The 26,697-nt window shown below is 68.0% G+C and carries 27 protein-coding genes; 12 read left to right on the plus strand and 15 right to left on the minus strand.

Going from position 1 to position 26,697, the window contains the following annotated elements:
• Both G3N92_RS13765 and G3N92_RS13770 read right to left on the minus strand, forming a co-directional pair.
• Positions 1-809, minus strand: an 809-nt coding sequence (locus tag G3N92_RS13765) for a sensor histidine kinase (RefSeq protein ID WP_206128079.1), incomplete at its 3' end; no start/stop codon positions are given.
• A complete protein-coding gene (locus G3N92_RS13770; RefSeq protein WP_206128080.1) occupies positions 806-1,507 on the minus strand; it encodes a response regulator in 702 nt (233 codons plus the stop codon). The genes G3N92_RS13770 and G3N92_RS13765, both read right to left, overlap by 4 nt.
• Positions 1,508-1,645: 138 nt before the next feature.
• On the opposite strand from G3N92_RS13770, the gene G3N92_RS13775 reads away from it, so the two are divergent.
• From G3N92_RS13775 to G3N92_RS13805, 7 genes are all read left to right on the plus strand, one after another.
• Positions 1,646-2,755 carry an ABC transporter substrate-binding protein gene (locus G3N92_RS13775; protein WP_206128081.1) on the plus strand — a complete coding sequence of 370 codons (1,110 nt, stop codon included), beginning with the start codon at positions 1,646-1,648 and terminating at the stop codon, positions 2,753-2,755.
• Positions 2,756-2,864: 109 nt separating this feature from the next.
• Positions 2,865-4,634, plus strand: a complete 1,770-nt coding sequence (locus G3N92_RS13780) for an iron ABC transporter permease (RefSeq protein WP_206128082.1) — start codon at positions 2,865-2,867, stop codon at positions 4,632-4,634.
• Complete coding sequence (locus tag G3N92_RS13785) at positions 4,627-5,694, plus strand: ABC transporter ATP-binding protein (RefSeq protein ID WP_206128083.1); 1,068 nt, start codon at positions 4,627-4,629, stop codon at positions 5,692-5,694. The genes G3N92_RS13780 and G3N92_RS13785 overlap by 8 nt, the downstream gene beginning before the upstream one ends.
• Positions 5,695-5,868: 174 nt before the next feature.
• Positions 5,869-6,972, plus strand: a complete 1,104-nt coding sequence (locus G3N92_RS13790; protein ID WP_206128084.1) for a porin — start codon at positions 5,869-5,871, stop codon at positions 6,970-6,972.
• A 263-nt stretch (positions 6,973-7,235) separates the two neighbouring features.
• On the plus strand, positions 7,236-7,676 hold the full coding sequence (gene hpaR / locus G3N92_RS13795; protein WP_206128085.1) for a homoprotocatechuate degradation operon regulator HpaR: 441 nt from the start codon (positions 7,236-7,238) through the stop codon (positions 7,674-7,676).
• 293 nt (positions 7,677-7,969) lie between these two features.
• Positions 7,970-8,332 carry a DUF3564 family protein gene (locus G3N92_RS13800; protein ID WP_206128086.1) on the plus strand — a complete coding sequence of 121 codons (363 nt, stop codon included), beginning with the start codon at positions 7,970-7,972 and terminating at the stop codon, positions 8,330-8,332.
• A gap of 523 nt (positions 8,333-8,855) precedes the next feature.
• Positions 8,856-9,260, plus strand: a complete 405-nt coding sequence (locus tag G3N92_RS13805; RefSeq protein ID WP_206128087.1) for a response regulator transcription factor — start codon at positions 8,856-8,858, stop codon at positions 9,258-9,260.
• Positions 9,261-9,465: 205 nt separating this feature from the next.
• Here G3N92_RS13805 and treA read toward each other — a convergent pair whose 3' ends face one another.
• Positions 9,466-11,046, minus strand: coding sequence for an alpha,alpha-trehalase TreA (gene treA, locus G3N92_RS13810; RefSeq protein WP_241014776.1), 1,581 nt, complete (start codon positions 11,044-11,046; stop codon positions 9,466-9,468).
• A 507-nt stretch (positions 11,047-11,553) separates the two neighbouring features.
• On the opposite strand from treA, the gene G3N92_RS13815 reads away from it, so the two are divergent.
• A complete protein-coding gene (locus G3N92_RS13815) occupies positions 11,554-12,951 on the plus strand; it encodes an MFS transporter (RefSeq protein ID WP_206128089.1) in 1,398 nt (465 codons plus the stop codon).
• A 480-nt stretch (positions 12,952-13,431) separates the two neighbouring features.
• Positions 13,432-14,646, plus strand: coding sequence for a crosslink repair DNA glycosylase YcaQ family protein (locus G3N92_RS13820; RefSeq protein ID WP_206128090.1), 1,215 nt, complete (start codon positions 13,432-13,434; stop codon positions 14,644-14,646).
• 48 nt (positions 14,647-14,694) lie between these two features.
• On the opposite strand, the gene G3N92_RS13825 is transcribed toward G3N92_RS13820, so the two are convergent.
• The 3 genes from G3N92_RS13825 to ftrA all read right to left on the minus strand — a co-directional run bounded on the left by G3N92_RS13825 (position 14,695) and on the right by ftrA (position 17,869).
• The gene (locus G3N92_RS13825; protein WP_206128091.1) at positions 14,695-14,916 is read right to left on the minus strand and encodes a DUF1653 domain-containing protein; all 222 of its coding nucleotides are present in this window, start codon (positions 14,914-14,916) and stop codon (positions 14,695-14,697) included.
• A 102-nt stretch (positions 14,917-15,018) separates the two neighbouring features.
• Positions 15,019-16,470, minus strand: a complete 1,452-nt coding sequence (locus G3N92_RS13830; protein ID WP_206128092.1) for a M20 family metallopeptidase — start codon at positions 16,468-16,470, stop codon at positions 15,019-15,021.
• A gap of 442 nt (positions 16,471-16,912) precedes the next feature.
• On the minus strand, positions 16,913-17,869 hold the full coding sequence (ftrA, locus tag G3N92_RS13840) for a transcriptional regulator FtrA (RefSeq protein WP_206128094.1): 957 nt from the start codon (positions 17,867-17,869) through the stop codon (positions 16,913-16,915).
• A 103-nt stretch (positions 17,870-17,972) separates the two neighbouring features.
• Between ftrA and G3N92_RS13845 the strand changes: the two genes are divergently transcribed.
• Positions 17,973-18,365: a rhodanese-like domain-containing protein gene (locus G3N92_RS13845; protein ID WP_206128095.1), complete on the plus strand. Its 393-nt coding sequence runs from the start codon at positions 17,973-17,975 to the stop codon at positions 18,363-18,365.
• 136 nt (positions 18,366-18,501) lie between these two features.
• Complete coding sequence (locus G3N92_RS13850; RefSeq protein ID WP_206128096.1) at positions 18,502-18,828, plus strand: superinfection immunity protein; 327 nt, start codon at positions 18,502-18,504, stop codon at positions 18,826-18,828.
• 355 nt (positions 18,829-19,183) lie between these two features.
• Here the strand turns inward: G3N92_RS13850 and G3N92_RS13855 are convergent, their stop codons facing one another.
• The 8 genes from G3N92_RS13855 to paaA all read right to left on the minus strand — a co-directional run bounded on the left by G3N92_RS13855 (position 19,184) and on the right by paaA (position 24,907).
• Positions 19,184-19,435 carry a YodC family protein gene (locus G3N92_RS13855; RefSeq protein ID WP_206128097.1) on the minus strand — a complete coding sequence of 84 codons (252 nt, stop codon included), beginning with the start codon at positions 19,433-19,435 and terminating at the stop codon, positions 19,184-19,186.
• Positions 19,436-19,770: 335 nt separating this feature from the next.
• On the minus strand, positions 19,771-20,631 hold the full coding sequence (locus tag G3N92_RS13860; protein ID WP_206128106.1) for a MurR/RpiR family transcriptional regulator: 861 nt from the start codon (positions 20,629-20,631) through the stop codon (positions 19,771-19,773).
• Between the two features lie 76 nt (positions 20,632-20,707).
• On the minus strand, positions 20,708-20,977 hold the full coding sequence (locus G3N92_RS13865; RefSeq protein ID WP_206128098.1) for a DUF1835 domain-containing protein: 270 nt from the start codon (positions 20,975-20,977) through the stop codon (positions 20,708-20,710).
• A 142-nt stretch (positions 20,978-21,119) separates the two neighbouring features.
• The gene (paaE, locus tag G3N92_RS13870) at positions 21,120-22,208 is read right to left on the minus strand and encodes a 1,2-phenylacetyl-CoA epoxidase subunit PaaE (protein ID WP_206128099.1); all 1,089 of its coding nucleotides are present in this window, start codon (positions 22,206-22,208) and stop codon (positions 21,120-21,122) included.
• Positions 22,209-22,210: 2 nt separating this feature from the next.
• The gene (gene paaD, locus G3N92_RS13875) at positions 22,211-22,765 is read right to left on the minus strand and encodes a 1,2-phenylacetyl-CoA epoxidase subunit PaaD (RefSeq protein WP_206128100.1); all 555 of its coding nucleotides are present in this window, start codon (positions 22,763-22,765) and stop codon (positions 22,211-22,213) included.
• 2 nt (positions 22,766-22,767) lie between these two features.
• Entirely contained in the window at positions 22,768-23,574 is an 807-nt protein-coding gene (paaC, locus tag G3N92_RS13880) for a 1,2-phenylacetyl-CoA epoxidase subunit PaaC (RefSeq protein ID WP_206128101.1), read from the minus strand.
• Between the two features lie 5 nt (positions 23,575-23,579).
• Positions 23,580-23,864, minus strand: a complete 285-nt coding sequence (gene paaB / locus G3N92_RS13885; protein ID WP_206128102.1) for a 1,2-phenylacetyl-CoA epoxidase subunit PaaB — start codon at positions 23,862-23,864, stop codon at positions 23,580-23,582.
• A gap of 41 nt (positions 23,865-23,905) precedes the next feature.
• A complete protein-coding gene (paaA, locus tag G3N92_RS13890; RefSeq protein WP_206128103.1) occupies positions 23,906-24,907 on the minus strand; it encodes a 1,2-phenylacetyl-CoA epoxidase subunit PaaA in 1,002 nt (333 codons plus the stop codon).
• 167 nt (positions 24,908-25,074) lie between these two features.
• On the opposite strand from paaA, the gene G3N92_RS13895 reads away from it, so the two are divergent.
• The gene (locus G3N92_RS13895; RefSeq protein ID WP_206128104.1) at positions 25,075-26,361 is read left to right on the plus strand and encodes an SGNH/GDSL hydrolase family protein; all 1,287 of its coding nucleotides are present in this window, start codon (positions 25,075-25,077) and stop codon (positions 26,359-26,361) included.
• An 85-nt stretch (positions 26,362-26,446) separates the two neighbouring features.
• Here G3N92_RS13895 and G3N92_RS13900 read toward each other — a convergent pair.
• A partial coding sequence (locus G3N92_RS13900) for a hypothetical protein (RefSeq protein WP_206128105.1) occupies positions 26,447-26,697 on the minus strand: 251 nt, incomplete at its 5' end.

Here is a 26,697-nt window from a genome sequence, read left to right on the forward strand (position 1 = left end):
CCGGGCCGCTGCGCCAGCTCGACGCCGGCCTGCACGGCCGCCAGCGGCGTCTTCAACTGATGCGCGGCATCGGCGAAGAAGCGCCGCCGTGCCCCCTGCATGCGCTGGGTGCGCGCGATGTACTGGTTGATCGATTCGACGAGCGGCGCGATTTCGGCCGGCAGGCCGTCGGCCGGCAGCGGCGACGGATCGTCGTCGGCGCGCGCGGCCACCGTGGCCGACAGCCGCGACAGCGGCCGCAAGCCGCGCGACACACCGAACCAGACGATGCCGAGCGCGAGCACGATCAGCAGCGCCTCCTGCTTCAGCGAGCCGGCGAGGATTTCGCGCGCGAGCGCCTGACGCGCCTCGATCGTCTCGCCCACCATCACCAGCACCATGCGCGTCTGCGCGGTGGGCACGTCGTGCACCGGCAGGCGCAGCGCGGCCATCCGCAACTGCTCGCCGCGATACACGGCGTTGTAGAACACCGCACGAAACGGCTCGGCGGCCAGCTCGGGCTGCGGCAGGTCGGCGTAGCCGGTCACGGTGCGGCCGCCGTCCTCGCGGATCTGGTAGTAGATCTTGCCGCCGTCGTTCGATTCGAACATCTCGAGCGCGAGATACGGCAGGTCGACGATCACGTCGCCCTGATCGAGCCGCACGCCCTCCCGGATCGATTTCAGCGACGACGCCAGCGTGCGGTCGAACGCGATGTGCGCCGCGCTCATCGCGCGCTGGTAGGTCAGCCAGGAATCGAGCCCGAGCAGGCCGAGCAGCGGCACCAGCAGCCACAGCGCCACCTGCATGCGCAGGTTCAGGCGTCTCACGACGCGTCGCCCGCGCCAGGGTTCGCTTCGTCGTCCTTCGCTTCGAGCAGGTAGCCGAGCCCGCGCAGCGTGACGATCGCCACGCCGCGCCCTTCGAGCTTCTTGCGCAGCCGGTAGACGTAGATTTCGATCGCGTCGGCGTTGACCGATTCGTCGATGCCGAAGATCTTCTCGGAGAGCGATTCCTTGTTGATCGCGCGGCCGTTGCGCAGGATCAGCACCTCCAGCACGGCGCGCTCGCGCGGCGTCAGCGCGAGCGGCTCGCCGGCCAGCCGGAAGCCGCCGTCCACGCCGTCGAATTCGAGCGGCCCGCAGGCGATGCGCGCCTGCTCGTGGCCGGCGCTGCGCCGGATCAGCGCGCGCACGCGCGCTTCGAGTTCCGTCAGATCGAACGGCTTGGCGAGGTAGTCGTCGGCGCCGAGGTTCAGCCCGCGCACGCGGTCCTCCACCGAGCCGTGCGCGGTCAGGATCAGCACCGGCGCCGCGTTGCGCCGCGCCCGCATGCGCCGCAGCACCTCCAGCCCGTCGAGCTTCGGCAGCCCCAGATCGAGGATCACGAGCGCGTAATCCTGAGTGCGCAGCACGTGGTCGGCGGCCTCGCCGTCGGTCATCAGATCGACCGCGTAGCGCGCGGCCGACAGCGCGTCGGACAGCGACTGCGCGAGGGAGGGATTGTCTTCGACCAGCAGCACGCGCATCGCGACCTCGGGAAATCCATGACGAAACGAGCGCTATTGTGGCCCGAAACGAAAGCAGACTGAAAGTACCTGACGCTTACGATCCGCTCCACACAAACGCACAACGTCCCGCCCGCCGGCGGGCATCTGGAGGAAGACATGCCGCATGCAACGTCCCGCGCCACGGCCGCGCTCACCGCTCTCGCCCTCGCGTCCGCGCTCGCCGCGGGTCACGCCGCCGCGCAGACGCCGGCCGGTTATCCGGGTAACTACCAAGGCGTGATCGACGCGGCGAAGCAGGAAGGAAAACTGATCGTCTACTCGACCACCGACACCAGCCTGGTGCGCCCGCTGATCAAGGATTTCGAGAGCCTGTACGGCGTCAAGGTCGAATACAACGACATGAACAGCACCGAGCTCTACAACCGCTACATCAGCGAGAGCGCGGCCAGGAGCACCAGCGCCGACGTGCTGTGGAGCTCGGCCATGGATCTGCAGGTCAAGCTCGTCAACGACGGCCTGATGGCCTCCTACGATTCGCCCGAAACCGCCAACATCCCCGCCTGGGCGCACTATCAGCGCCAGGCCTACGGCACCACCTTCGAGCCGCTCGCGATCGTCTACAACAAGCGCCTGATCGCCGAGAACGAAGTGCCGAAGACGCGCGCCGAGCTGATCAAGCTGCTGCAGTCGCAGCCCGAGCGCTTCAAGGGCAAGGTCACGACCTACGACATCGAGAAATCGGGCGTGGGCTTCAACTATCTGACGCAGGACGCACACGTCAACGAAACCGTCACCTGGGAACTGGTGCGCGCGATCGGCGCGACCGGGCCGAAGCTGCAATCGAGCACGGGCGCGATGATGGAGCGGATCTCGTCGGGCGAGAACCTGATCGGCTACAACATCATCGGTTCGTATGCCTACGCCAAGGCGAAGAAGGACAAATCGATCGGCTACGTGCTGCCGCGCGATTACACGCAGGTCGTGAGCCGGCTCGCCACCATCTCGAAGCAGGCGAAGAACCCGAACGCCGCGCGGCTGTGGGTGGATTACCTGCTCTCGCAGCGCGGCCAGACGCTGATCGCGAACCAGGCGAACCTGTATTCGATCCGCACCGACGTGACCGGCGAAACCTCGATGACGGCGCTCACGCAAACGCTCGGCGCCTCGCTCAAGCCGATCCAGATCGGCGCGGGCCTGCTGGTCTATCTCGACCAGTCCAAGCGCCTCGCGTTCCTCAAGCAATGGCAGGCCGCGATCAAGCGCTGAACGCACGCCGGGCCTGACCCGGCGGCGGCCCGACCCGCTTCGTGCGCGTTCGCGCGCACGCTCCCCTTCCCACTTTCGATGCGGCCCGCGCGGCCGCAGGGGCGAACTCATGCTTACCACCAGTCCTCCCGGCGCCGCGAAGGCCGCGCCGCCGCCGCGCCCCGGCGCCGGCATACCCGCCCCGCACGGCGGCGGCCTGAAGCCGCTGGCCGGCGTGCTGCGCTGGATCGTCGTCGCGGTGCTGACCGTGGCCGTGGCGCTGCCGCTCGGCTTCATCCTGTTCCAGAGCCTGCTGTCGGCGCCGTTCTTCGACGCGAACCGCACGCTCGGCATCGATGGCTTCCGCTTCATCTTCAGCGATCCCGATTTCTGGTCGGCCACGCGCAATTCGTTCGTGATCGCGGGCGGCATGCTGTTCATCTCGATCCCGCTCGGCGGCATCCTCGCGTTCCTGATGGTGCGCACCGATCTGCCCGGCCGCCGCTGGCTCGAGCCGCTGCTGCTGACGCCGGTGTTCGTCTCGCCGATGGTGCTGGCGTTCGGCTACGTGGTGGCGGCCGGCCCGGTGGGTTTCTACTCGGTGTGGTTCAAGGCATTGACGGGCTTCGACAGCGTGCCGTGGCACATCTACTCGATCGCGGCGATCACGCTGATCGTGGGCCTCACGCACGTGCCGCACGTGTACCTGTATGCGTCGGCGGCGCTGCGCAACCTCGGCTCGGATGTCGAGGAAGCGGCCCGCGTGACGGGCGCGCGGCCGTTCCGCGTCGCGCTCGACGTGAGCCTGCCGATGACGCTGCCGGCGCTGCTGTTCGCGGGCGTGCTGGTGTTCTTCCTCGGCTTCGAGGTGTTCGGCCTGCCGCTCGTGCTCGGCGATCCGGAAGGGCACCTGGTGCTGGCCACCTATCTCTACAAGCTGACCAACAAGCTCGGCGTGCCGTCGTATCACCTGATGGCGGCGGTGGCGATCTGCATCGTCGCGATCACGTTCCCGCTGGTGCTGCTGCAACGCCGGCTGCTGAAAAGCGCGAGCCGCTTCGTCACGGTGAAGGGCAAGGCCGGCCGCGCGACGGTGCTGCCGCTCGGCGGCTGGCGCTGGCTCGCGCTCGCGATCGTGGCGCTGTGGCTTGCGCTGACGGTGGTGGTGCCGATCTCCGGCATCGTGCTGCGCGCGTTCGTGACGAACTGGGGCGAAGGCGTGGCGCTGGCCGACGTGCTGACGCTCGGCAACTTCGTCGAGCTGTTCGATCAGGACAACCTGGTGCGCGCGATCCTCAACACGCTCGGCATCGGCGTGATCGGCGGCGCGCTGGCGGTGGGTTTCTACACGCTGGTGGCGTTCGCGGGCCACCGCCGCAACGACTGGGCCACGCGCCTGCTCGACTACCTCGTGCTGCTGCCGCGCGCGGTGCCGGGGCTGCTGGCCGGCCTCGCGTTCCTGTGGATCTTCCTGTTCGTGCCGGGGCTGCGCGAGCTGAAGAACTCGATGTGGAGCATCTGGATCGCCTACGCCGTGGTGTGGCTCGCGTACGGCATGCGGCTGATCCAGAGCGCGCTGATGCAGGTCGGCCCCGAACTGGAGGAAGCCGGCCGCAGCGTGGGCGCGAGCCGCGCGCGCGTCTCGCTCGACGTGACGCTGCCGCTGGTGCGCTTCGGCCTGCTGGCCGCGTGGCTGCTGATCTTCATGATCTTCGAGCGCGAATATTCCACGGCCGTCTATCTGCTCTCGCCCGGCACCGAGGTGATCGGCGCGCTGCTCGTCTCGCTGTGGGCCACGGGCGCGGTCGATCAGGTGGCCGCCCTGTCCGTCATCAACATCGCCATGGTCGGCGCCGGTCTCGGCGTGGCCCTGCGTTTCGGAGTCAAACTTCATGGATAAGCTCAGCGTCGACAACCTCTTTCTCAGCTACGGCGCCAATCCGATTCTCAAGGGCGTGTCGTTCGAACTGAAGGCCGGCGAGGTGGTGTGCCTGCTCGGCGCGTCGGGCAGCGGCAAGACCACGCTGCTGCGCGCGGTGGCCGGGCTCGAACAGCCGCACGACGGGCGCATCGCGCTCGACGCGCGCACCTTCTTCGACGGCGCGCGCGGCGTCAACCTGCCGGTGGAGGAGCGCTCGCTCGGGCTGGTGTTCCAGTCCTACGCGCTGTGGCCGCATCGCACGGTGGCCGACAACGTCGGCTACGGGCTGAAGCTGCGCCGCGTGGCGGCCGCCGAGATCCGGCAGCGCGTGCAGGCCGCGCTCGATCAGCTCGGCCTCGGCCATCTCGCGGCGCGCTATCCGCATCAACTGTCGGGCGGCCAGCAGCAGCGCGTCGCGATCGCCCGCGCGCTGGTCTACAACCCGCCCGTGATCCTGCTCGACGAGCCGCTCTCGAACCTCGACGCGAAGCTGCGCGAGGAAGCGCGCGCGTGGCTGCGCGAACTGATCGTCTCGCTCGGGCTGTCGGCGCTCTGCGTCACGCACGATCAGGCCGAGGCGATGGCGATGTCGGATCGCATCCTGCTGCTGCGCAACGGCCGCATCGAGCAGGAAGGCACGCCGGCCGAGCTGTACGGCGCCCCGCGCTCGCTTTATACCGCCGAATTCATGGGCAGCAACAACCGCATCGATGCGCGCGTGGACGCGGTGGCGGGCGACACCGTCACGCTGGCCGGCGACGGCTGGCAACTGCAGGCGCTCGCGCGCGACACGCTCGCGCCGGGCCAGCAGGCGCAGGCCGTGATCCGCCTCGAACGCGTGCAGGTGGCCGACGCGCCCGGCGCGAACCGGCTGCGCGCCGAGCTGGTGACGTCGATGTATCTGGGCGACCGCTGGGAATACCTGTTCCATTGCGGCGAGCTGCGCCTGCGCGCGTTCGGCCAGGTGCCGCGCGCGGCCGGCCCGCACTGGCTCGAATTCCCGGCCAACGATTGCTGGGCGTTCGCCGCGGCGGGCTGAGCCCGGCAGCCCCGCAATCCCGCGCCGCTCGCCAGCGGCGACGGCAGCCGCACGGCTGCCTTTCCCAAGCATCGTCACGCTCGCCGCCGCGCCGTATCCGGCGTCGGCGAGCGTGACGATTTCCTCGCAGTCCTAATCGAATCCACAACACCAAGACACAGGAGACACGCCGTCATGAAACCGATTCACCGCCCCGCCCTGCCGCGCCCGACGCCGACCGCCTCGCTCATGGCCGCACTGGCCGCTTTGGCCACCATCACGCCCGCCGCGCAGGCCGCCTCGTCCGTCACGCTGTACGGCATCATGGACGCGGGCCTCGAATACACGAGCCACGCCGGCCCGCAAGGCGGCGACGCGTTCAAGCTGCGCTCGGGCACCAAGAACACCTCGCGCTGGGGCCTGCGCGGCAGCGAGGATCTCGGCGGCGGGCTGCAGGCCGTGTTCCGGCTCGAAAGCGGCATCGACATCGCCAACGGCAGCTTCGACGACGGCCCCGACGGCATCTTCGCGCGCCGCGCCACGGTGGGCCTGAAGGGCAAATGGGGCGAACTGACGCTCGGCCGCAACTTCACCGTGACCTACGACTACCTGCTGCCGTTCGATCCGATGGGCTACGCGCAGAACTATTCGTGGGCCACCAGTTCGACCGCCACCGGCAACCGCAAGGACGGCCTGTTCACGCGCGCCTCGAACGCGGTGCGCTACGACGGCGAACTGGGCGACTTCCGCTTCGGCGCGATGGTGGGCCTCGGCAACACGCCGGGCAGCGTGAAATCCAGCTCGAAATACGGCGTGGCCGGCGGCTACGAGCACGGCCCGTTCGCGGCGGTGGTCACGTTCGATCGCCAGAACGGCGCGAACGACAGCACGACGCCGGCCGATCCGGTCAACTACGCGCAGCAGATCCACGCGGGCCTCAGCTACGATTTCGGCAAGCTCAAGACGATGGCCGGCTACCGCAACTACCGCCGCACCTTGCACGCCGCGGGCGCCACGCAACTGAGCGACACCTACTGGATCGGCGGCGCGTACCAGTTCACGCCCACCTTCTCGCTGATCGGCGCGGTCTATCACCAGGATCTCAAGGGCGGCACCGACGCCGACCCGACGCTCGTTTCGCTGCGCGCCAACTACGCGCTGTCCAAGCGCACGGTGCTGTACGCGTCGGGCGGCTTCGCGATCGCCAAGCACGGCCAGAACACCAGCGTGTCGCGCGACCTGGTGGGCTACGCCGGCAATCAGGTTGGCGCGACGGTCGGCATTCAGCAGCGCTTCTGACCCGCGCCGCGCGTGCGGGGCGGCATCCGCACGCACGTTCGCACACGCGCGGCGGCCCTCGTGGCCGCCGTTTCTTTTTCCGAATTCGTAAAACCGATACCGCAAGTACATCTAAAGGAATTTAACAATGTTGTGCGCAAATTGCTTAATTCATTCACGTTTTCGACTGCAACGAACGCCAAATTTCCACAAATCAGATTGCATAGGACACATTTCGTCCTGTTAAGATTGTTACCTCGCCTGCAACACCAGAATCGATTTACATGACTCGCACGATTGACCATCGCAATCTGACGATGCTGCTGCTCGAAGCCCGCGAAACGCTGATGGGCCGCTTCCGGCCAATCCTCAAGGAAGTGTCGCTGACCGAGCAGCAATGGCGGATCATCCGCCTTCTCGATGGCGAGCCGAAGGGCGAGCTCGAAGCCGGACAGATCGCCAAGCGTTGCTGCATCCTCAGCCCCAGCCTGACCGGCGTGCTCGAACGGCTCGAACGCGACGGCCTGATCACACGAATGCGCTCCACCGAGGATCAACGCCGCCTGCTGGTCGCGCTGACCGAACGCAGCCGTCAGCTCGTGCGCAAGATCGCGCCGCGCATCGACGACCAATACCGCGAACTCGAACAGCAGCTCGGCGCCGACACGCTGCGCGACGTCTATGCCGCGCTCGACCGCTTGCTGACGATCGCCACGCCGAACTGAACCGAACCGACGTGAACTGAACGGCTCGCGCGGCCGCGCGCCGATTCGTCAGGAGAGCGGAGCATTCCGCGCGGCCAGGCCGAGCACTGAGCAGACATCGCACCTCTTCGCTCGTTCGGTCTCCCCATCATCGCCGCGCCGCCGTCCCGCATCGCACGCCGCGATGCAGCCAACCTATGAACGCCGCCTTCCCGGTGCGGCAATTTCATGGGGCACGCGCCTTGTGTTTAGCTGTGCGCCCCCTAGACTGTTTACTTCCTTCCCAAAAGCAAACCCTTCAGGAGACGACCCTCATGCGCCTCACGATTCGGATCAACGGAAGCAGTCAAGCCACGCGCCAGCCATCGTTCGCAGTGCTTTGGGTCGATACGGACGAGCAACTCTGGTCGCGCGAGGCGCATCAGGGCATCGATCTGCCGCGCTGGGGGAAGGTTCGGCATCTGGAAGGCGCGGTCGCGCTGTGCGCGGCCGACGGCGGCGAGGCGCTGTGCCGCCTGCAGGGCTTGTCGATCGATCAGTTGATCGGCAGCGCGTCGGCCGACGAACACGGCGACGCACAGCTCGGCGGGCAAACGGCGGGCGGCGCCTGGCGCCTGCAGGCCGTCGAACGCTGCGCCACGCAAGCCGAAAACCGCGGCTTCACGACCGTCGGCTGAGCGGCTGCCGCATCGCCGCGCGCGTCCGGTTTCGAGCCGGGCGCCGCCATCGCGCATGATCGGGCAGGATTCCCTGCCCGTCTCCAAGCTTTCATCCCACGCAAACCTTCGCACGACGCGCTCGTTTTCGTCTCGTGCGTTTCCGCCCGCCGCCACCCGGCCTTACCCTCGGTCATCGCACGTCCGGCAAGGCTCGCGCCGCGATGCCGCGCCACCCGCCCACGTTGCGAACACGCACGCAATTCGCGCAAACGTTTCGCCGCACGCAACGTCGACGTTACGTCTGACGTTACGCGCCCGTAACGCCCGGCGGCTTGCTACGTAACAGACCTTCAGCGCGTAACAGCGTAACCGGCGGGCCGATGGCGCCGCCGCCCGCCGCGCAAGCAAGATTCCTCTTTCAAATCAGTCGCTTACTAAAAACAACCGAGCCCCTCGACTAAACACGCCGAGGCTGGCCTGGATTTTGCAGAGTATGGGGCGTTCCGCTCCGGGGCCTATCAGACGAATTGCGAGGACCATCATGGATTGCAAATATCTGTACATCGACAACATAAAAATCAATTTCATCCGCCGCTCGATCGAGATCGACGGCCAAGTGCTCGACATGACGCCGCGCGAGTTCGACGTGGTCGAATTCCTGCTCGACAACATGAACAAGATCGTGCCGCGCCAGGCGATTCAGGAAGCCGTGTGGGGCCGCGAACTGGGCGTGTCGTCGCGTACGCTCGACACGCATATCTCGCGCATCCGCTCGAAGCTCAAGCTCGACTGCGACAAGAACATGCGCATCATCCCGATCTACTCGATCGGCTATCGCATGGTGCTGTTCGGCGCGGCGATGACGCACGTGGAGCCGCACGACGAACCGACGCTGCGCCGCAGCCCGCAACCGGGCGTGCCGGCCACGTCGCACGCGTTCGCCTGAGCGAACGCGAGGCGGCGCACCCGGGGCAAGCCGGGCGCGCCGCCAGCTCGCGCCGCATGAGAGAGCGGCTACCGCGCGGTACGGCGGGCGAGACGAAATCGGCGGCGCATCGCGCCGTTTCGCCACGGTGGTTGCGCTCGCAACCCCGTTGCCCGGCGCTGGGCCGCGGCGCAAACGTTACGCTGCGCCCCTTCCCATCGGCCGGTTATCGGCCCTGACGGTCGAGCAGCGTCTCGGTCACGCCGTTGGTCCAGCCGAAGCCGTCCTGCAGCGGATATTCGCCGCCACCGCCGCCGCCCACGCCCGATCCCTCGACCACGTATTTCTCGACGAGCTTGCCTTCGCTGGCGTACACGCCCTTCACGCCCTTCAGGAAGCGCTGGCCGATGTCGTCGGCCACATCGCGTTCGCCGTAGCGCGACAGCCCCTCCATCGCGATCCATTGCAGCGGCGCCCAGCCGTTCGGCGCATCCCATTGCTGGCCGGTGTTGCGCGTGGTGGTGACGAGGCCGCCCGGCTTCACGAGCGTGTCGCGCACGTGCTGCGCCGTCTCGATCGCGTGCTCGGGCGTGGCCACGCCGGCGTACAGCGGATAGAGCGCGGCAGCGGTCAAGTCGTCGCGCGGCTTGCCGAGCTGCCAGTCGTAGTCGCCGTAATAGCCGTTGGCGTTCCAGAGCCAGTGGTTGATCGCGGCGTCGCGGCGCGCGGCGCGCGCGGTGAAATCGGTCACGCAGGCCGCATCGTTCGAGAGCGTGCAGCCCGTCACGATGGTCTTTTCGAGGTGATACATCAGGCTGTTCAGGTCGACCGGCACGATCGCGGTGGTGCGGATCGTCGACAGCGTCTTGCCGTCGCCGAGCCAGCGCGAACTGAAATCCCAGCCGCTTTCGGCGCCCGCGCGCAGGTCGCGCCAGACCTCGGGGGCCGGGCGGCCCGCCGCTTCGCGCGCCGTCTGCACGTCTTCCAGATAGGATTCGTCGCGCGGCGTGGCGCTCGCATCCCAGTAGCGGTTCAGGATCGCGCCGTCGGGCATCGCCACCACGTGCGCGCTCGCGGCGCCGCGCGCGGTGCTGTCCTCGCCGCGCATCCAGTACGCGTATTCCTTGCGCAGCTCGGGCAGGTACTTCTGGTAGACGCCCTTGCCTTCCTTGCTCGCGGCCAGATCGACCATGTACGCGAAGAACGGCGGCTGCGAGCGGCTCGCGTAATAGGTGCGGTTGCCGTTCGGCACGTGCCCGACCGTATCGATCAGGTGAGCGAAGTTCTCGAGCATGTCGTCGACCAGATCCTCGTGGCCGGATGCCTGCAGGCCCAGCATCGTGAAATAGCTGTCCCAGTAGTAGCCCTCGCGGAAGCGTCCGCCCGGCACCACGTACGGCTTCGGCAGCGAGATCATCGAACCGTGGCGCGGCGCGCCCTCCGTCGTGCGCGTCAGGCGCGGCCACAGCCAATCGATGTGCGCGCGCAGCGCCTGATGCGCGGGCGGCGTGACGACCTGATCAACGGGCGGCTTGAAGTGCTGCGTGACGAACGCCCGCAGCGAGAAGCCCGGGCTGTCCTTCTGCTGCGCATACAACTGCATGATGGCGGCCGGATCGGCATCGGGCGTCGAATCGACGAAGGTCTTCTGATCGGGGTAGATCTGCTGGGTCTGCACGGCCGTGAACAGGTCGCCGTAAAGCTGGCTCGGCGGCGGCAATTCGGGCGCGGCCGGGGCGGCCGCATGGGCGGCGGCCGTTGGCGAAACGCCGGTGGCCGGGGCCGCGGCGCCCTGCGAGGTCTGCATGTCGGTGCACGCGGGCAGCGAGAGACACGCCGCGGCGATCGCGCAAACGGCGCCGGCGCGATGGCGCCAGTCCAGCGAGGGAAGCGACTCGTGTCGCGATGGGGCATCAGCCATCGTCGTTCCTTTTTCTTGTCGGTGCGGACTCCCGATGATGCCCGACCCGGCCCGCGCGTGCGCCGGGCGCGGCGCGCATGCCGCCCCGTTTCGCGCACCGTTTCGCGCACCGTTTCGCGCGCCGCGCCCGGCCGGCCGGTGATGCGGCGCAGCATCGTTAGCACAGAGCGTGCCGCGCTCGGCGGCCCGAACGCACCCCGCAGTTCGTTTCGCATGCAACGATGCCGAAGGCCGCGCGCATCGCCAGCGGCGGCCGCGAGCCGCCGCGACGTACCCGGCCCGATCGGCGGCGATGCGCGCCGATGCGCCAAGTTGGCGGCGCGGAAGCGGTTCCACTAACGCCGGGGCCGGGATCGATGCAATAATGGCCCCTTTGCCGCGCGCCGATTCCCCATGCCGCTCGCAGTCCATCCCTTCATCGCACCGCTGATCGTCGCCTGCGCGTTGTTCATGGAAACGGTGGACGCCAACATCATCGTCACCGCCTTGCCGGCGATGGCGCACGCCTTCGGTCACAACCCCGTCACGCTCAATATCGCGATCACCGCCTACGTGGTGGGCCTCGGCGTGTTCATTCCGATCTGCGGCTGGCTGGCCGACCGCTACGGCGCGCGCACGGTGTTCCGCACCGCGATCGGCATCTTCGTAGCGGGCTCGCTGATGTGCGCGGCCTCCACCAACCTCGAACTGTTCACGTTCGCGCGCTTCGTGCAGGGCGTGGGCGGCGCGATGATGGTGCCGGTGGGCCGCATCATCATCTTTCGCGCGGTGCCGCGCTCGGATCTGATCCGCGCGATGAACTACCTGAGCCTGCCCGCGCTGTTCGGCCCCGCGGCCGGCCCGCTGCTCGGCGGCTTCCTGACCACCTACCTGCACTGGCGCCTGATCTTCTTCATCAACGTGCCGATCGGCATCTACGGCATCTACCTCGCCAACAAGTACATCGCGAACACGCACGAGGCGAACCCCGGCCCGCTCGACTGGATCGGCTTCCTGCTGTCGGCGGCCGGCGCGGCGCTGCTGCTGATGGGCCTGACGATGCTCGACGGCGCGTTGATCGGCCCGCGCGACGCGCTGCTGATGAGCGTGGCCGGGGCGCTGCTGCTCGGCATCTACGTGCTCTACGCCAAGCGCGCCACGCTGCCGGTGCTGGAGCTGCGCTTCCTCAAGATTCCCACCTATCACGCGAGCGTGGTGGGCGGCTCGCTGTTTCGCATCGGGCTCGGCGCGGTACCGTTCCTGCTGCCGCTGACGCTGCAGGAAGGGCTCGGCATGAGCGCGTTCGAATCGGGGCTGATCACCTGCGCGTCGGCCGTGGGCGGCACCGTCTCGCGGCTGCTGTCGCAACGGCTGCTGCGCCGCTACGGGTTCCGTCAGGTGCTGATGGTCAACGCCGCGCTGGCCGGCCTCGCGATCATCATGTACGGCACGTTCCATCCGGGCATGGCCGTGTGGGCGATCTGGGTGATCGTGCTGATCGGCGGGATCTTCCCGGCGCTGCAGTTCACCAGCCTGAATTCGGTGATCTACGCCGAGATGTCGCCGCGCGACATCGGCCGCGCCACCAGCCTCGGCAGCGTGGTCCAGCAGATGTCGCTGGGCCTCGGCGTGACGGTGGCGGGCCTCGTGCTGCACATGTCGGCGGCGCTGCGCGGCCATCCGTCGGTGCAGTGGTCGGATTTCTGGCCCGCGTTCCTGGTGGTGGGGCTGTGCTCGTTCGCGTCGATTCCGATCACGCGGCGCCTCGCGCCGAACGCCGGCGACGAGATCGCGCGCGGCAAGCGCGGCTGATCCGGGCGCACGGCACGGCGCATCGCCACGTCGCGATCGAATCGAAGGAAAAGCAGGAAAGTTCGGCGGCGGAAGCCCAGCGCGACGTGCCGGTTCGCGCGCCCAAAAGAAATCGGCGGACATTCACGGCGGCCCGAAGGCCGGGCGAATGCCCGCTCGAATAATTCTCCGGGTTCGGCGACGAATCGCGTCGCCCGGATTCGCTCCCTGCGTGCCATGGACATATGTGCGTCGGGAGCAAAACCTGTGACGGTGCGTTGTCACGGCGTGGAAGTGACTATAGGGAAACTCGCCGTGCCGGTGTGTCAACGATTGTCACAAGTGTGGCCGGATCGTGTCTTTGCCGGTGCGAGCCATGCGGATCCGGGCCGCCCGCCGATCTCGCGCGCCTGACGCGCCGCACCATCGCCCACGCCCCCCGGCGAAGCGCCGCGAATCGCGCTAGAGTGGCCTTCCGTTCGCCCCTTCGCTCGCCTGCCCGTGTCGCCCATCCTCTCGCTCAACACCGCCCGTTCGCTGCATCTCGCCGCGCAGGGCCTGCTCGCGCCGCCGCGCCGCAAGGCCGTGAAGGCCGACGTGCTCGACGCCATCCGCCGCATGGCGCAACTGCAGATCGACACGATCCACGTGGTCGCTCGCAGCCCCTACCTGGTGCTGTTCAGCCGGCTCGGCCATTACGAACCACGCTGGCTCGACGAGCATCTCGCCGAGGCGAGCCTGTTCGAATACTGGTCGCACGAGGCCTGCTTCCTGCCGATCGAGAGCTTCGGGCTGATGCGCCACAAGATGCTGAACCCGGTCGGCATGGGCTGGAAATACGCGTCGGCGTGGCACGACGCGCATCGCGAGGCGATCGACACGCTGCTCGCGCAGGTGCGCGCGAGCGGGCCGGTGCGCTCGTCCGATTTCGCGCGCGAGGACGGCGCGAAGGGCGCGGGCTGGTGGGACTGGAAGCCCGAGAAGCGCCACCTGGAAGTGCTGTTCTCGACCGGCCAACTGATGGTGGCGGCACGCCAGAATTTCCAGCGCGTCTACGACGTGCTCGAACGCGTGCTGCCGCATTGGGACGACGCGCGCGACCTGCCCTCGCGCGACCAGGTGCTGCCGCAACTGCTCGACCAGACCTGCCGCGCGCTCGGCGTCGTGCGCGCCGATTGGGTGGCCGATTACTACCGGCTGCCGAAGCGCGCCTATCGCGACGAACTGCACGCGCTGGCCGATGCCGGCGCGCTGCTGCCGGTGACGGTGGAAGGCTGGAAGGAGCAGGCGTTCGTGCATCGCGAGCTGGCCGGGCTGCTCGCGCGCGCCGAAGACGGCGCCTTGCGCGCGTCGGTCACCACGCTGCTCTCGCCGTTCGATCCGGTGGTGTGGGATCGCCGCCGCGCCTCGGCGCTGTTCGGCTTCGACTACACGATCGAGTGCTACACGCCCGCCGCGAAGCGCCGTTACGGCTACTTCTGCCTGCCGATCCTGCATCGCGGCAAGCTGATCGGGCGCGTCGACGCCAAGGCGCATCGCGCGCAGGGCGTGTTCGAACTGAAGGCGGTGCATCTGGAGCCGGACGTGCGGCTCGGCGCGGGGATGATCGGCGATGTGGTGCGCGCGGTGCGCAAGCTCGCCGATTGGCACGCCACGCCCGACCTGGCGGTGGGGGATGCGCCGCGCGACTTGAAGGCGGCGTTGCTGGCGCGTTGAAAGCGTTGCAGGCGTTGCAGGCACGTGACGCGCCGTGCCGCTTGTGCGTCAGTCCTGCTTCAGCGCGCGAAAGCGCGGCGTGCCGTCCGCCAGCGATTCGTTGAACATCGTCTCGGGCCGCACCCACAGGCCGCGCGCATGCGGCCACAGGTGTTCGTAGACGACCACCGATTCCTCGGTTTCGGAATGGCGCGCGACGCCGACCACGCGATAAAGGCCGCCCTTGTAATGGCGGTGGGTCGCGAGTTGTTCGGCTTCCTGCTCGGTCATGACGGTGCTCCGCAAAATCGAAAAACGCGTATTGTAGGCGCCCCGCGATGCCGAAGCGACGCCGCCATCGCGGCCACGCCTCCCGCGTGTTTCAGGCGTGCCTCAGCGCACAGCCGCGATGATGTCGGCCGCCGCCGCGGTCAGCTTCTTCGCGTACGGCACATGGAGGAATTCGTTCGGCCCGTGCGCGTTCGACTTCGGCCCGAGCACGCCGCACACCATGAACTGCGCCTTCGGGAAGCCTTCCTGCAACACGTTCATCAACGGGATCGTGCCGCCGAGGCCCATGTAGGCGCAGTCGGCGCCGAAGTGGCGGCGCGACGCGGCGTCGAGCGAATCGGCCAGCCACGGGGCGAGATCGGGCGCGTTCCAGCCGGTGGCCGCGCCCGGATCGGGACGGAACGTGACCTTCGCGTTGTAGGGCGCGTCGAGTTCGAGCAGGCGCTTCAGCGCCTGCACGGCCTGCACCGCATCGACCAGCGGCGGCAGGCGCAGCGACAGCTTGAACACCGTCTTCGGGCGCAGCACGTTGCCCGCGTTTTCCAGCGGCGGCAGCCCGGCCGCGCCGGTGACGGCCAGCGACGGACGCCACGTCGAATTGAGCAGCGCCTCGCGCGGATCGGTGGTGGTGGGCAGCACCGGGCGGCCGTCCTGGCCGCAGGCCCAGGGCAGGCCCTTCCACACCAGATCGCCGAGAATGCCGGCCGCCGCATCGGTCTCGCGCAGCCGGCTCACCGGCACTTCGCAATGGAACACCTGCGGCAGCAGGTTGCCGGTGGCCGCATCCTCGAGCCGCTCGAACAGTTGCCGCATGATGCGGAAGCTCGACGGCGCGATGCCGCCGAACACGCCCGAATGCAGGCCTTCGTCGAGCACTTCCACCTGCAGGTCGCCCGACACGAGGCCGCGCAGCGAGGTGGTCAGCCAGAGCTGATCGTAATTGCCCGCGCCCGAATCGAGACACACCACCAGGCCGACCTGGCCGAGCCGCTCGCGCAGCGCATCCACGTAGGGCAGCAGATCGTAGCTGCCCGATTCCTCGCAGGTTTCGATCAGCCCGACGCAGCGCGGCCGCTCGATGCCCTGCGCGTCGAGCGCGGCCAGCGCGGTCAGGCTGGCGTAGATCGCATAGCCGTCGTCCGCGCCGCCGCGGCCGTAGAGCTTGCCGCCTTCGTACTTCGGCGTCCACGGGCCGAGGTCGGCGCGCCAGCCGTCGAATTCGGGCTGCTTGTCGAGATGGCCGTAGAGCAGGATCGTGTCGCTCGTGCCCGAGCGCGTGGCCGGCGCATCGAAGAAGATCACCGGCGTGCGGCCCGGCAGGCGCACGATCTCCACCGTCAGTCCGCGCACCGGCTGCCGCTCGGCCCAGCGCGCGGCGTCCACCACCACGCGTTCGAGCAGGCCGTGCTCGCTCCACGCGGGATCGAACGCGGGGCTCTTGGCGGGAATCGCGATGTAGTCGGTCAGTTGGTGAATGATCTCGTCATTCCATTTGCGCTCGATGAAATCGTTGAGGCGATCGTGATCGATGGCGGTATCGGCGGCAGTCGTCATGGTCGTGGGGGAACCGGTGGGGACGAAAGTGTCGATGATAGCGCCGATGGGCGGGGCGCGGCGGAGGGGATGGGGGGCGGCTTGGGCGGCGGAAGATGCGAACGCGACAGCGTCGAGCGCAGTGGTCACGTCGGTCGCATCGGTCGCATCGGTCGCATCGGTCGCATCGGTCGCATCGGTCGCGTCGGTCGCGTCGGTCGCGTCGGTCGCGTCGGTCGCATCGGTCGCATCGGTCGCGTCGGTCGCGTCGGTCGCGTCGGTCGCGTCGGTCGCGTCGGTCGCGTCGGTCGCGTCGGTCACGTCGGTCACGTCGGTCACGTCGGTCACGTCGGTCGCGTCGGTCGCGTCGGTCGCGTTAGCCGCGTTAGCCGCATTGGCCGCGTGCCGCATCGGAATCGTCCCCGTCCGCGCCATCGCATCGCGCCCAGCCCCCGCCCCAACACTAACTCGCGTCGAAGCCGCGCCGGTAAGCCGCCGGGCTGACCGCCGCGATGCGCCGGAAATGGCGGCGCAGCGATTCCTCCGAGCCGAAACCGGCCAACGCGGCGAGCTGCGCGAGCGGCAACGCCGGGTTCGCCTCCAGCATTTCCTTGGCGACGCCCACGCGCTCGCGGATCAGCCAGGCATACGGCGCGAGCCCCGTGGCGTCGCGAAACTGCCGCTGCAGCGTGCGCGGGCTCATGGCCGCGCGCTCGGCCAGCGACGCGAGCGTGTGCGGCTCGGCGGCGTGCGTGCGCATCCAGTCGATCAGGCGCGCGAGGCGATCCTGGCCGTCGGGCGCGACCGGGCGCGGCACGAACTGCGCCTGCCCGCCGTCGCGATGCGGCGGCAGCACGAGCCGTTGCGCGACGCGGTTCGCGATCGCGCTGCCGTGGTCGCGCCGCACCACGTGCATCAGCATGTCGAGGCCGGCCGCCGAACCGGCCGACGTGACGATCGCGCCTTCGTCCACGTACAGCGCGTCGGGATTCACGTTCAGCGCCGGATAACGCGCGCGCAGCCGGTCGACATAGCGCCAATGGGTGGTCACGGTCAGCCCGTCGAGCACGCCGGCCGCCGCCAGCACGAACACGCCCGAACAGATCGAACACAACCGCGCGCCGCGCCGGTGGGCCGCGCGCAGCTTGCGCAGCAGCGGCTCGGGCGGGCGCTCGTCGGGATCGCGCCAGCCGGGGATCACGATCGTGTCGGCACGATCGAGCGTGGCGAGCCGGTACGGCGCGGCGATCGTGATGCCGCCCGCCGCGCGGATCGGGCCTGGCTCGGCCGCGCACACGGCGAAGCGGTACCAGTCCACCTCCAGCTCCGGGCGCTGCAGCGCGAACAGCTCGACGACGCAGCCGAATTCGAAGGTGCAGAGGCGATCGTAGGCGAGCGCGACGACGAGATGGTTGTGCATGGCGCGATGTTACCGGAACTTGTCGATCCGGCCACTGTTGGCGGAAGCGCCGCGCCCCGATACTGATGGCTCCGACACCGTTTCCCAAGGAGCCCGAACCATCATGTCCTTCGTCACCGAAATCCCCGCCGCCGACAGCGCCGCCGCGCTCGAACGCTTCTCCGCGTCGCTGCGTTTCGAAACAGATTGCTGGGACGTGCACCACGCGATCGAATCGGGCCAGACCGATTTCGTGCTGCTCGACGTTCGCAGTCCGGAACAATTTGCCGCCGGGCATATCCGGGGCGCCATCAATCTTCCGCACCGCAAGATCATCGAAGGGAAGCTATCGGATTTTCCAATCGGATCGATATTCGTTACCTATTGCGCCGGCCCGCATTGCAATGGCGCGACCCGCGCGGCGATCCGTCTGGCTCGCCTCGAACGGCCGGTAAAGCTTATGCCTGGCGGGATTACGGGATGGTGCGACGAAGGTTTCGAATTGGTGACGGATTGACAGCGGCGTGACCCGCTGGCGGGGGACGTAACGGTAAACGCAACAATCAGTTTCCAGCACAACATCTGAAAAAGCGCGACAATCTGTCCCACTGCAGTCGACTTCGTCGCACTGCAACACGGAAGGAGTTGCTCCCATGCAGATGAAAATCCTGTTTCAGATTGTCGGGGCTGTAATCGCGATCGCGTTCTACTTTCTGCCGGCGATCATCGCCGACCGTCGCGGCCGTCACGACAAGCTGACCCTCGCACTGTTCAACGCCCTGTTCGGCTGGACCGGTATCGGCTGGCTGATGACGCTGTACTGGGCATGGCTGCCGAACCCGGCGAAGAACCTGGCCGGCAAGATCGTCCAGACCCGCCGCTCGATCAGCATGAACACGTTCCAGTCCGGCCTGGTCGACCGCGTGCAACGCCGCGTCGCGCTCCAGCAAGCCTGGATCGAAAAGCAGGAATCGCGTTAAGCCTGCCGAACGGCTGGCCGACGCCGAGATTGCCCCGCGTCCGCTGTTCCTGTCGCACCCGCAGTAGCTGTCGCTTGTTGCCGCTCACGGATCACCCCGCGTTCCCGACTGCGTAGCACTCGCCCCGCGTCACCTGTCCGCGTATTCCGCCTGCGTCACCCGAACGATCCGGCCCTGCCCGGCCGAGCCGCCGCATTGCGCGCGCGGCTCGGCCGGTGACGCCTGCGCCTGCTTGCCGCGAAACATCGGGCGTCCCGCGCATCGATCGGCCGCGTAAACGACGACGCGCCCGTTTCCGGGCGCGTCGTGCGTGATACCGCGTGGTGTTCGGTTCGGCGTAATCGCTCGAATCGCCTCAGAACGCGAAGCCGGCATGCGTGCCGAAGCTGCGCAGGCTCGCGCGGCCGGCCGAGATCGTGGTGGGCTCGCGCACCACCGCGTCGAACGCAAAGCGCTCCTGGCAGAAATCGCCGCCGACATCGAACCACTGGCACGTCAGCCAGGCTGCGCCGACGAACGTGACGGTCATGCGCGGACCGCCGGTTTTGAGCGTCACGACGTCGCCGATGCGCGGCGACGCGACGCGAATATCGTGTGCTGTTGTCATGACCCGGCCTCTCGAAAGTCGCTTTCCGGTTAGCCGACGGCTTACCGGTTTGCAGCAGACTATCAACGAAAATAAACCGAGACAAGAAATCTTTTTTGCTTTGATCCGCGTGATTCCAGCAATACGCCCGGCTACCTGTCAGCCTTGCCAGTAAAGCATTTCGAAGCTGTCGAATCGATCATTTACAACGCGCTCATTGGATCGAATTTGAAGGTTTTATTTAAATGAATCGAGAATCTTTTGATCCGATTATTGCGCTGCAATCGGGCGGAAAAATAGCCGATTCGAATATCTGCACATTATTGTTGCCGGTTACCGGTATCGAATGCCCGGTTTCAGGCCGAATAGGCACCACGCGCGTGCAGGTCCGCTTCGGCGCGCGCGAGCGCGGCCACCGCGTCGTCGCCCTCGAGCGCCAGCAATTGCGCCACCAGCGCCTCGGCCAGCGCGTGCGCGCCCACCAGCGACGGAAAGAACGACGGGCTCTCGTGCGCGAACAGCAGCGACTGGTCGGCCAGCAGCGCGATCGGCGACACGGCGCTGTCGGTGATCGCGACCACCTTGCTGCCGCGGTCGCGCGCCGTGGTGGCCACGCGCGTGGCCTCGGCCGAGTACGGCGCGAAGCTGACGATCACCGTCACGCTCTGCTTCGAGATCGCGCGCAGTTCCATGTCGAGCGAACCGGCCACGCCGGCCAGCAGCGCGACGGTCGGGCGAAACAGCCGGTACGCGTAGACGAAGCCGAACGCCACCGGGTAGCACGAGCGGAAGCCGGCCACATGCACCTGCTGCGCCTTGCGGATCAGCTTCGCCGCGTCGGCCAGCGCGCGCGCGTTCTGCGCGGCGGTGCCGCTCAGGTTCTGCTGCTGGGCCGCCAGCAGATCGTGGGCGAGTGCCGCCTTGCCGCCCGGCTTGACGAGCGAACGCGCGCGCTGCGTCATCGGCGCCGGGCGCGTGCGCACGCGCGCCACGAACAGGTCGCGCATCTCGTTCCAGCCGGGAAAGCCCAACTGCTGCGCGAGCCGCACGAGCGACGCCGGCTGCACCTCGGCGCGCTGCGCGACCTTGCGCATCGACGACACCGCCACTTCGTCCGGATGATCGATCAGGAACGCCGCGCCCACCTGGAACTGCGGACTCAGCTCGGAGAATTGCGCCCGGATCAGGGCGGCGAGTGCGTCGAAATCGGCAGGCATCGTGGCGAGGGGCGGAAAACGGGCGCCCATGGTACACCGGGCCGGGCGCGGCTGCCGACGCGCCGCCGCCCGTCCGCTACACTGCGGCGATCCCGGCGCCGGCCGCGAGCTGCGACAGCTTGGTCAGCTCGCCCGCCAGCAGCGCGGGCCAGTCGAACGCCGGGCCGGGCAGCAGCGCTTCCCAGAACGCGGCGCGCGGCTCGGCCGCGTCGTCGATGCCGCGCAGCGGGCCGACGGCCAGATCGTCGAGGAGGTCGATGACGGTATCGGCGCGGCCGGCGGCGGCCAGCGCGGCGCGCAGCGAGTCGGCGGCGGAACCGCCGAGGGTGACGTGGAGAGTGCTCATCTGCGTGTGATCAACGAAAAAGGGCCGCTTCCGGAGCGGGCGCGTCGGCCCGCCGCGAAAAGCGGCCCCTAGTGTAAGCGAGATGCCGTGTCGCGAGATACCGCGCCGCGCGCGGTATCGCGGCCCATTCCCGCGGCGGGCGTCAGCGTTCGTCGAAGCTGACCACCACCTTGTCGCTGACCGGATGGCACTGGCAGGTCAGCACGAAACCGTCGCGCACCTCGTGCTCCTCCAGCGTGTAGTTCTTGTCCATCCGCACCTCGCCTTCGAGCACGCGCGCGCGGCAGGTGCAGCAGACGCCGCCCTTGCACGCATACGGCAGCGCCAGCCCGGCGCGCAGGCCCACGTCGAGCAGGCTCGCGCCCGCGTAGGGCAGGCGCAGCTTGCGGGTCTTGCCGTCGATGACGATCTCCAGCGCGGCGGCCGGCGTGGCGTCGGTGATCTCGACGGCCGGTGCGCCCGCTTGCGGCAACGGCGTGCCGAAACGTTCGACATGGATTCGCTCGCGCGCCACGCCGGCCGCGCCGAGCGCCGCCTCGGCGGCATCCATCATCGGCGCCGGGCCGCAGATGAACGCTTCGTCGATCGAGGCCGCCGGCACCAGCGTGTCGAGGAACGCCGCGCAGCGGGCCCGATCGAGCACGCCGTGGAACAGCGCGGCCTCCTGCTGTTCGTCGGACAGCACGTGATGCAGCACGAAGCGCGCCATGAACCGGTTCTTCAGATCCTCCAGCGCCTCCGCGAACATGATGGAATCGACACTGCGATTGCCGTAGATCAGCGTGAAGCGGCTGCGCGGCTCCAGTTCGAGCGTGGTGCGGACGATCGCGAGCACCGGCGTGATGCCCGAGCCGCCCGCGAACGCCAGGTAATGCCGGCCCTGTTCGGCGTTCAGGTGCGTGAAGAAGCGGCCGTCGGGCGTCATCACGTCGAGCGTGTGGCCCGGCTTCAGCGTGTCGAACGCGAAGTTCGAAAACCGCCCACCGCGCACGCGCTTGATGCCGATCCGCAGTTCGCCGTCGCGCTCGTAATCGGTGGTGCCCACGCAGATCGAATACGAGCGGCGCGTTTCCTCGCCGTCGATCTGCGCCTTCAGCGTGACGAATTGGCCCTGCGTGAAACGGTACTGTTCGCGCAGTTCGGGCGGCACCTCGAACGCGACGGTGACCGCATCGGCCGTCTCGGGCTGCACGTCGCGGATGCGCAGCGGATGGAATTGCGGAGTCGCCATGTTCAATAGGGCTTGAAGTAGTCGAAGGGTTCGCGGCAATCGAGGCAGCGGTAGAGCGCCTTGCAGGCCGTGGAGCCGAATTGCGCGAGGCGGGCGGTGCGCGGCGAGCCGCAGCGCGGGCAGGCTGGCGGCGCGGCTGGTTTCGGCGAGAAGCGGATCACGCGCGTGGCAGGGGGCATCGTGGTGCAGCCATCGCCGCCGCTTGCGCCAACCGGCGGTGCGATGCCGTAGGCGCGCAGCTTGTCGCGCGCTTCGGCGGTCATCCAGTCGGTGGTCCAGGCCGGCGACAGCACCGTGACGATGCGGTGCGGCGGCGCGCCGATCGCGTTGAGCGCGGCGCCGATGTCCTCGGCGATCTGCGACATCGCCGGGCAGCCCGAGTAAGTCGGCGTGATCACAATGTCGAGCACGCCGTCCGCCGCCTGGCGCACGTCGCGCAGGATCCCGAGCTCGCGGATCGACACCACCGGGATTTCCGGGTCGGGCACCGCGTCGAGCGCGGCGCGGATCGCGGCGAGGCTGGCGTCGGTCGCCGGTGAGGTCGCAGCGGCGCGCATCGTTACCAGCTCGCGCCCGGATGCTGGCGCGCGAGGCTCTGCATCTGCGCGAGCAGGAAGCCCATGTGCTCGGAGTGCTCGCCGAACTTGCCGGTCGTGACGTGCGTCACCGGCGGCGGGGCGATCAGCGTGGCCTCGGCCAGCGCCGCTTCGACGTCGGCGCGCCAGGCGGCCTCGAGTGTATCGGCCGCCGGCGCGATCCCGGCCGCGGCCACCTCGCGCTCGACCGCATCGGCCGCGAAGCACTCGCGCGTGTAGGGCAGCAGGTAATCGAGCGCGGCCTGGGCGCGGCGGTGCGATTCGCCGGTGCCGTCGCCGAACCGGATCAGCCATTCGCGCGCGTGATGCTCGTGATAGCGCGTCTCCTTGACCGACTTCGCCGCGATCGCCGCCAGTTGCGGATCGGCCGAGCCTTCGAGCGCGGTCCACAGGTGCAGCATCAGCGTCGCGTACAGGAAGTTGCGCACGATCGTGACCGCGTAATCGTTGACGGCGTGCGCGGTGCCCGCGAGCGGGCCGTAGTGCGGCAACTCCACCAGCGTCAGGTTGGTGAAGTCGCGCTCGGCGCGGAAAAACGCGTAATCGTCCTCGGTGCGTGTCGCGCCGTTCAGCGCGCGTTCGAGATCGGCCGCGTGCGCATAGAGCAGCCGCGCCTGGCCGATCAGGTCGAGGCTCATGTTGGTCAGCGCGATGTCCTCTTCGAGAATCGGGCCGTGCCCGCACCATTCGGCGTTGCGTTGACCGAGGATCAGCGCGCTGTCGGCGAGGCGCAGCACGTAGGCGAGGTGGAAAGCCGGGGTCGTCGTCATGGTCATCACATGTGGTCGACTTCGTCGGGCAACGTGTAGAACGTCGGATGGCGGTAGATCTTGTCGCCGGCCGGCTCGAACAGCTCGGCCTTCTGCCCCGGATCGGACGCCGTGATCGCGGCCGACGGCACCACCCAGATGCTCACGCCTTCCTGGCGGCGCGTGTAGACGTCGCGCGCCATGCGCAGCGCCATCGCCGCGTCGGCCGCGTGCAGGCTGCCGCAGTGTTTGTGATCGAGGCCCTGCTTGCTGCGCACGAACACTTCCCAGATCGGCCATTCGGCTTGCATGTCTGTCTCCTCGTTGCTGAATTCGGGGGCGCGGGCGGGCGTCAGGCCGCGTGCCGTTCGGCGCGACGCGCGGCTTTTTCGGCGTGCGCCATCGCGGCCTCGCGCACCCAGGCACCGGCTTCGTGCGCCTTCACGCGCGTGGCGAGGCGCTCGCGATTGCAGGGGCCGTCGCCGTTGACGACGCGCCAGAACGCGTCCCAGTCGATCGCGCCGTAATCGTGATGACCGCGTTCGGCGTTCCATTTGAGGTCGGGGTCGGGGAAGCTCACGCCGAGCACGCGGGCCTGTTCGACCGCCGCGTCGACGAACTTCTGGCGCAGATCGTCGTTCGAGATCCGCTTGATCCCCCATTTCGCCGATTGGCTGCTGTGCACCGAATCGGCATCGCTCGGGCCGAACATCATCAGCACCGGCCACCACCAGCGGTTCACGGCCTGTTGCACCATCTCGCGCTGCGCGCCGGTGCCGCGCATCATCGCGAGCAGGGCGTCGAACCCTTGGCGCTGGTGGAACGATTCCTCCTTGCAGATGCGGATCATGGCGCGCGCGTAAGGGCCGTAGGTGCAGCGGCACAGCGGGATCTGGTTCATGATCGCCGCGCCGTCGACCAGCCAGCCGATCACGCCGACGTCGGCCCAGCTCGGCGTCGGATAATTGAAGATGCTCGAATATTTGGCCTTGCCGGCGTGCAGCGCGTCGATCAGCGCATCGCGCGAGACGCCCAGCGTTTCGGCCGCGCTATATAGATAGAGGCCGTGGCCCGCCTCGTCCTGCACCTTGGCCAGCAGGATCGCCTTGCGCTTGAGGCTCGGCGCGCGTGTGATCCAGTTGCCCTCGGGCAGCATGCCGACGATCTCGGAGTGCGCGTGCTGCGAGATCTGGCGCACCAGCGTCTTGCGATAGGCGTCGGGCATCCAGTCTTGCGGCTCGATCTTGCCGTCGGCGGCCATCACCGCGTCGAAGCGCGCCTGGTCGGGCGTTGCCGTCGTCGGGGTGTCGCCCGGTGCCGGCTGGCCGGGGAGGTCGAGGGATTGCGTATACATGGCAAGCGTCTCGTGCAGGAGCAGGGTAGGCAGAGTATAAATCAACCGTCCGGTCGGTTAATTAATTTTTTCAGGCGATGGGCTGATCCGTGCCGATGGGCGCCTTGCGTGTGACGGCGGCGTTATCGGGCACAATCGGCATCTTTCCTGTCGGGCCTGATCGAATCATGAGTTTTCGTCGCAGTAAGGTGGGGCGCTATCGCCGGGTATCGGCCGCTGTCGCCGGTCTTGTTCTGGGATGGGCCGGCACGGCGCATGCGGCCGGCGAGCACTGGGTGGCGGCCTGGGCTAGCGCCCTGCAACCGATCCCCGAACTCGCCTCGCCGCCGCCGCTCTATAAAGTCCCCGATCTGGCCGACCGCACGTTGCGCGAGATCGTCTACCCGAGCGTGAGCGGCAATCAGGTGCGGGTGCGGATCAGCAATGCCTATGGCCGCACGCCGCTGGCGCTTGGCGCGGTGCGGATCGCGCGCTCGGCCGGGGGCGCGGCGGTGCGCGAGGCGATGTTGGCCGAATTGCGCTTTGGCGGGCGGCGCGACCTGGTGTTGGCGCCGGGCGAGGAGCGCGACAGCGATCCGGTGTCGCTGAGCGTCGAGGCCGGCGCGCCGTATGCGATCAGTCTCTACACGCGCGGCGAGCAGAAGATGACGGCGTGGCATCGCGTCTCGAACCAGATCAACTATGTGTCGATGCCTGGCGATCACACCGCCGACGGCAGCGGCGACGCGTTCAAGGTTCATCTGACGCAATCGGCCTGGGTGTCGGAACTGGCGGTCCTGGGCAACCCGGCGGCGCAGGGCACGATCGTCGCCGTGGGAGATTCGATCACCGACGGCATGCGCTCCAGCCTCAACCGCAACCAACGCTGGCCGGACGATTTCGTGCGCCGGCTCGGCGCGGCGGGGGCGGGCGAATGGGGAGTGGTCAATCTGGGGATCAGCGGCAACCGGCTGCTCAGCGATTCCGCCTGCTACGGCGTGGCGCTCGAGCGGCGCTTCGAGCGCGATGTGCTCGCGCGCTCCGGGGTGAAGGCGGCCGTGCTGCTGGTGGGTATCAACGACATCAACTTCCAGGCGATGCCGCCGCGCAAGGTGCTCGATTGCGACGCGCCGCACACCAAGGTGGACGCGCGGATGCTGATCGACGGTTACCGCCGCCTGATCGCCAGTGCGCATGCGCATGGCATTGCGCTGTTCGGCGCGACGCTGACGCCGGCCGCGCTGCCGCCCGAGCGCGAGGCGATCCGTATCGAGGTCAATCGCTGGATCCGTACGTCGGGCGCGTTCGACGGCGTGGTGGATTTCGACGCCGCGCTGCGCGACCCGGCGCATCCGCAGGCGCTGCTGCGTCGCTATAACAGTGGCGACGACGTCCACCCGAGTGACGCGGGCTACGCGGCGATGGCCGACGCTGTGCCGATCGATCGCTTGATGGCTGCGGCGAAGCATCGCTGAACGAGATTCGGGCGCCGTTTTTCATGGCGCCCGAATTTTTTTAACAGTGTTCTTAAAAAAGACTTGCGCGGCTGCTAAAGCTTCCTTAGAATTCGGCCTCTCTCGCGATGACGGAAACGCAGAACGGGAGGGGAAGCAAGGCAGGACAAGGAAAGCGCCGGATTGTTGGCAGCATCCTTGAACTGGTGAAGGACTCGATCGATGCAGTTTGTTGATCGAAGCGCTGAAAAAAGTAGTTGACGCGCTTCAAAATGTTCTTCATAATCTCGCTTCTCTGCTGCTGAAAACGCAGCGCCGAAACGAAGCCAAGCTTCTCTCGGAAATGCTCTTTAAAAA

It is taken from the genome of Burkholderia sp. Ac-20379 (assembly GCF_017104645.1).
GTDB lineage: Bacteria > Pseudomonadota > Gammaproteobacteria > Burkholderiales > Burkholderiaceae > Burkholderia.

Coding starts and splice junctions, on each gene's coding strand:
- G3N92_RS13770 (WP_206128080.1), bottom strand. CDS start 1,507: ATGCGCGTGCTGCTGGTCGAAGACAATCCCTCCCTCGCGCAGTCGCTG.
- G3N92_RS13775 (WP_206128081.1), top strand. CDS start 1,646: ATGCCGCATGCAACGTCCCGCGCCACGGCCGCGCTCACCGCTCTCGCC.
- G3N92_RS13780 (WP_206128082.1), top strand. CDS start 2,865: ATGCTTACCACCAGTCCTCCCGGCGCCGCGAAGGCCGCGCCGCCGCCG.
- G3N92_RS13785 (WP_206128083.1), top strand. CDS start 4,627: ATGGATAAGCTCAGCGTCGACAACCTCTTTCTCAGCTACGGCGCCAAT.
- G3N92_RS13790 (WP_206128084.1), top strand. CDS start 5,869: ATGAAACCGATTCACCGCCCCGCCCTGCCGCGCCCGACGCCGACCGCC.
- hpaR (WP_206128085.1), top strand. CDS start 7,236: ATGACTCGCACGATTGACCATCGCAATCTGACGATGCTGCTGCTCGAA.
- G3N92_RS13800 (WP_206128086.1), top strand. CDS start 7,970: ATGCGCCTCACGATTCGGATCAACGGAAGCAGTCAAGCCACGCGCCAG.
- G3N92_RS13805 (WP_206128087.1), top strand. CDS start 8,856: ATGGATTGCAAATATCTGTACATCGACAACATAAAAATCAATTTCATC.
- treA (WP_241014776.1), bottom strand. CDS start 11,046: ATGCAGACCTCGCAGGGCGCCGCGGCCCCGGCCACCGGCGTTTCGCCA.
- G3N92_RS13815 (WP_206128089.1), top strand. CDS start 11,554: ATGCCGCTCGCAGTCCATCCCTTCATCGCACCGCTGATCGTCGCCTGC.
- G3N92_RS13825 (WP_206128091.1), bottom strand. CDS start 14,916: ATGACCGAGCAGGAAGCCGAACAACTCGCGACCCACCGCCATTACAAG.
- G3N92_RS13830 (WP_206128092.1), bottom strand. CDS start 16,470: ATGACGACTGCCGCCGATACCGCCATCGATCACGATCGCCTCAACGAT.
- ftrA (WP_206128094.1), bottom strand. CDS start 17,869: ATGCACAACCATCTCGTCGTCGCGCTCGCCTACGATCGCCTCTGCACC.
- G3N92_RS13845 (WP_206128095.1), top strand. CDS start 17,973: ATGTCCTTCGTCACCGAAATCCCCGCCGCCGACAGCGCCGCCGCGCTC.
- G3N92_RS13850 (WP_206128096.1), top strand. CDS start 18,502: ATGCAGATGAAAATCCTGTTTCAGATTGTCGGGGCTGTAATCGCGATC.
- G3N92_RS13855 (WP_206128097.1), bottom strand. CDS start 19,435: ATGACAACAGCACACGATATTCGCGTCGCGTCGCCGCGCATCGGCGAC.
- G3N92_RS13860 (WP_206128106.1), bottom strand. CDS start 20,631: ATGCCTGCCGATTTCGACGCACTCGCCGCCCTGATCCGGGCGCAATTC.
- G3N92_RS13865 (WP_206128098.1), bottom strand. CDS start 20,977: ATGAGCACTCTCCACGTCACCCTCGGCGGTTCCGCCGCCGACTCGCTG.
- paaE (WP_206128099.1), bottom strand. CDS start 22,208: ATGGCGACTCCGCAATTCCATCCGCTGCGCATCCGCGACGTGCAGCCC.
- paaD (WP_206128100.1), bottom strand. CDS start 22,765: ATGCGCGCCGCTGCGACCTCACCGGCGACCGACGCCAGCCTCGCCGCG.
- paaC (WP_206128101.1), bottom strand. CDS start 23,574: ATGACGACGACCCCGGCTTTCCACCTCGCCTACGTGCTGCGCCTCGCC.
- paaB (WP_206128102.1), bottom strand. CDS start 23,864: ATGCAAGCCGAATGGCCGATCTGGGAAGTGTTCGTGCGCAGCAAGCAG.
- paaA (WP_206128103.1), bottom strand. CDS start 24,907: ATGTATACGCAATCCCTCGACCTCCCCGGCCAGCCGGCACCGGGCGAC.
- G3N92_RS13895 (WP_206128104.1), top strand. CDS start 25,075: ATGAGTTTTCGTCGCAGTAAGGTGGGGCGCTATCGCCGGGTATCGGCC.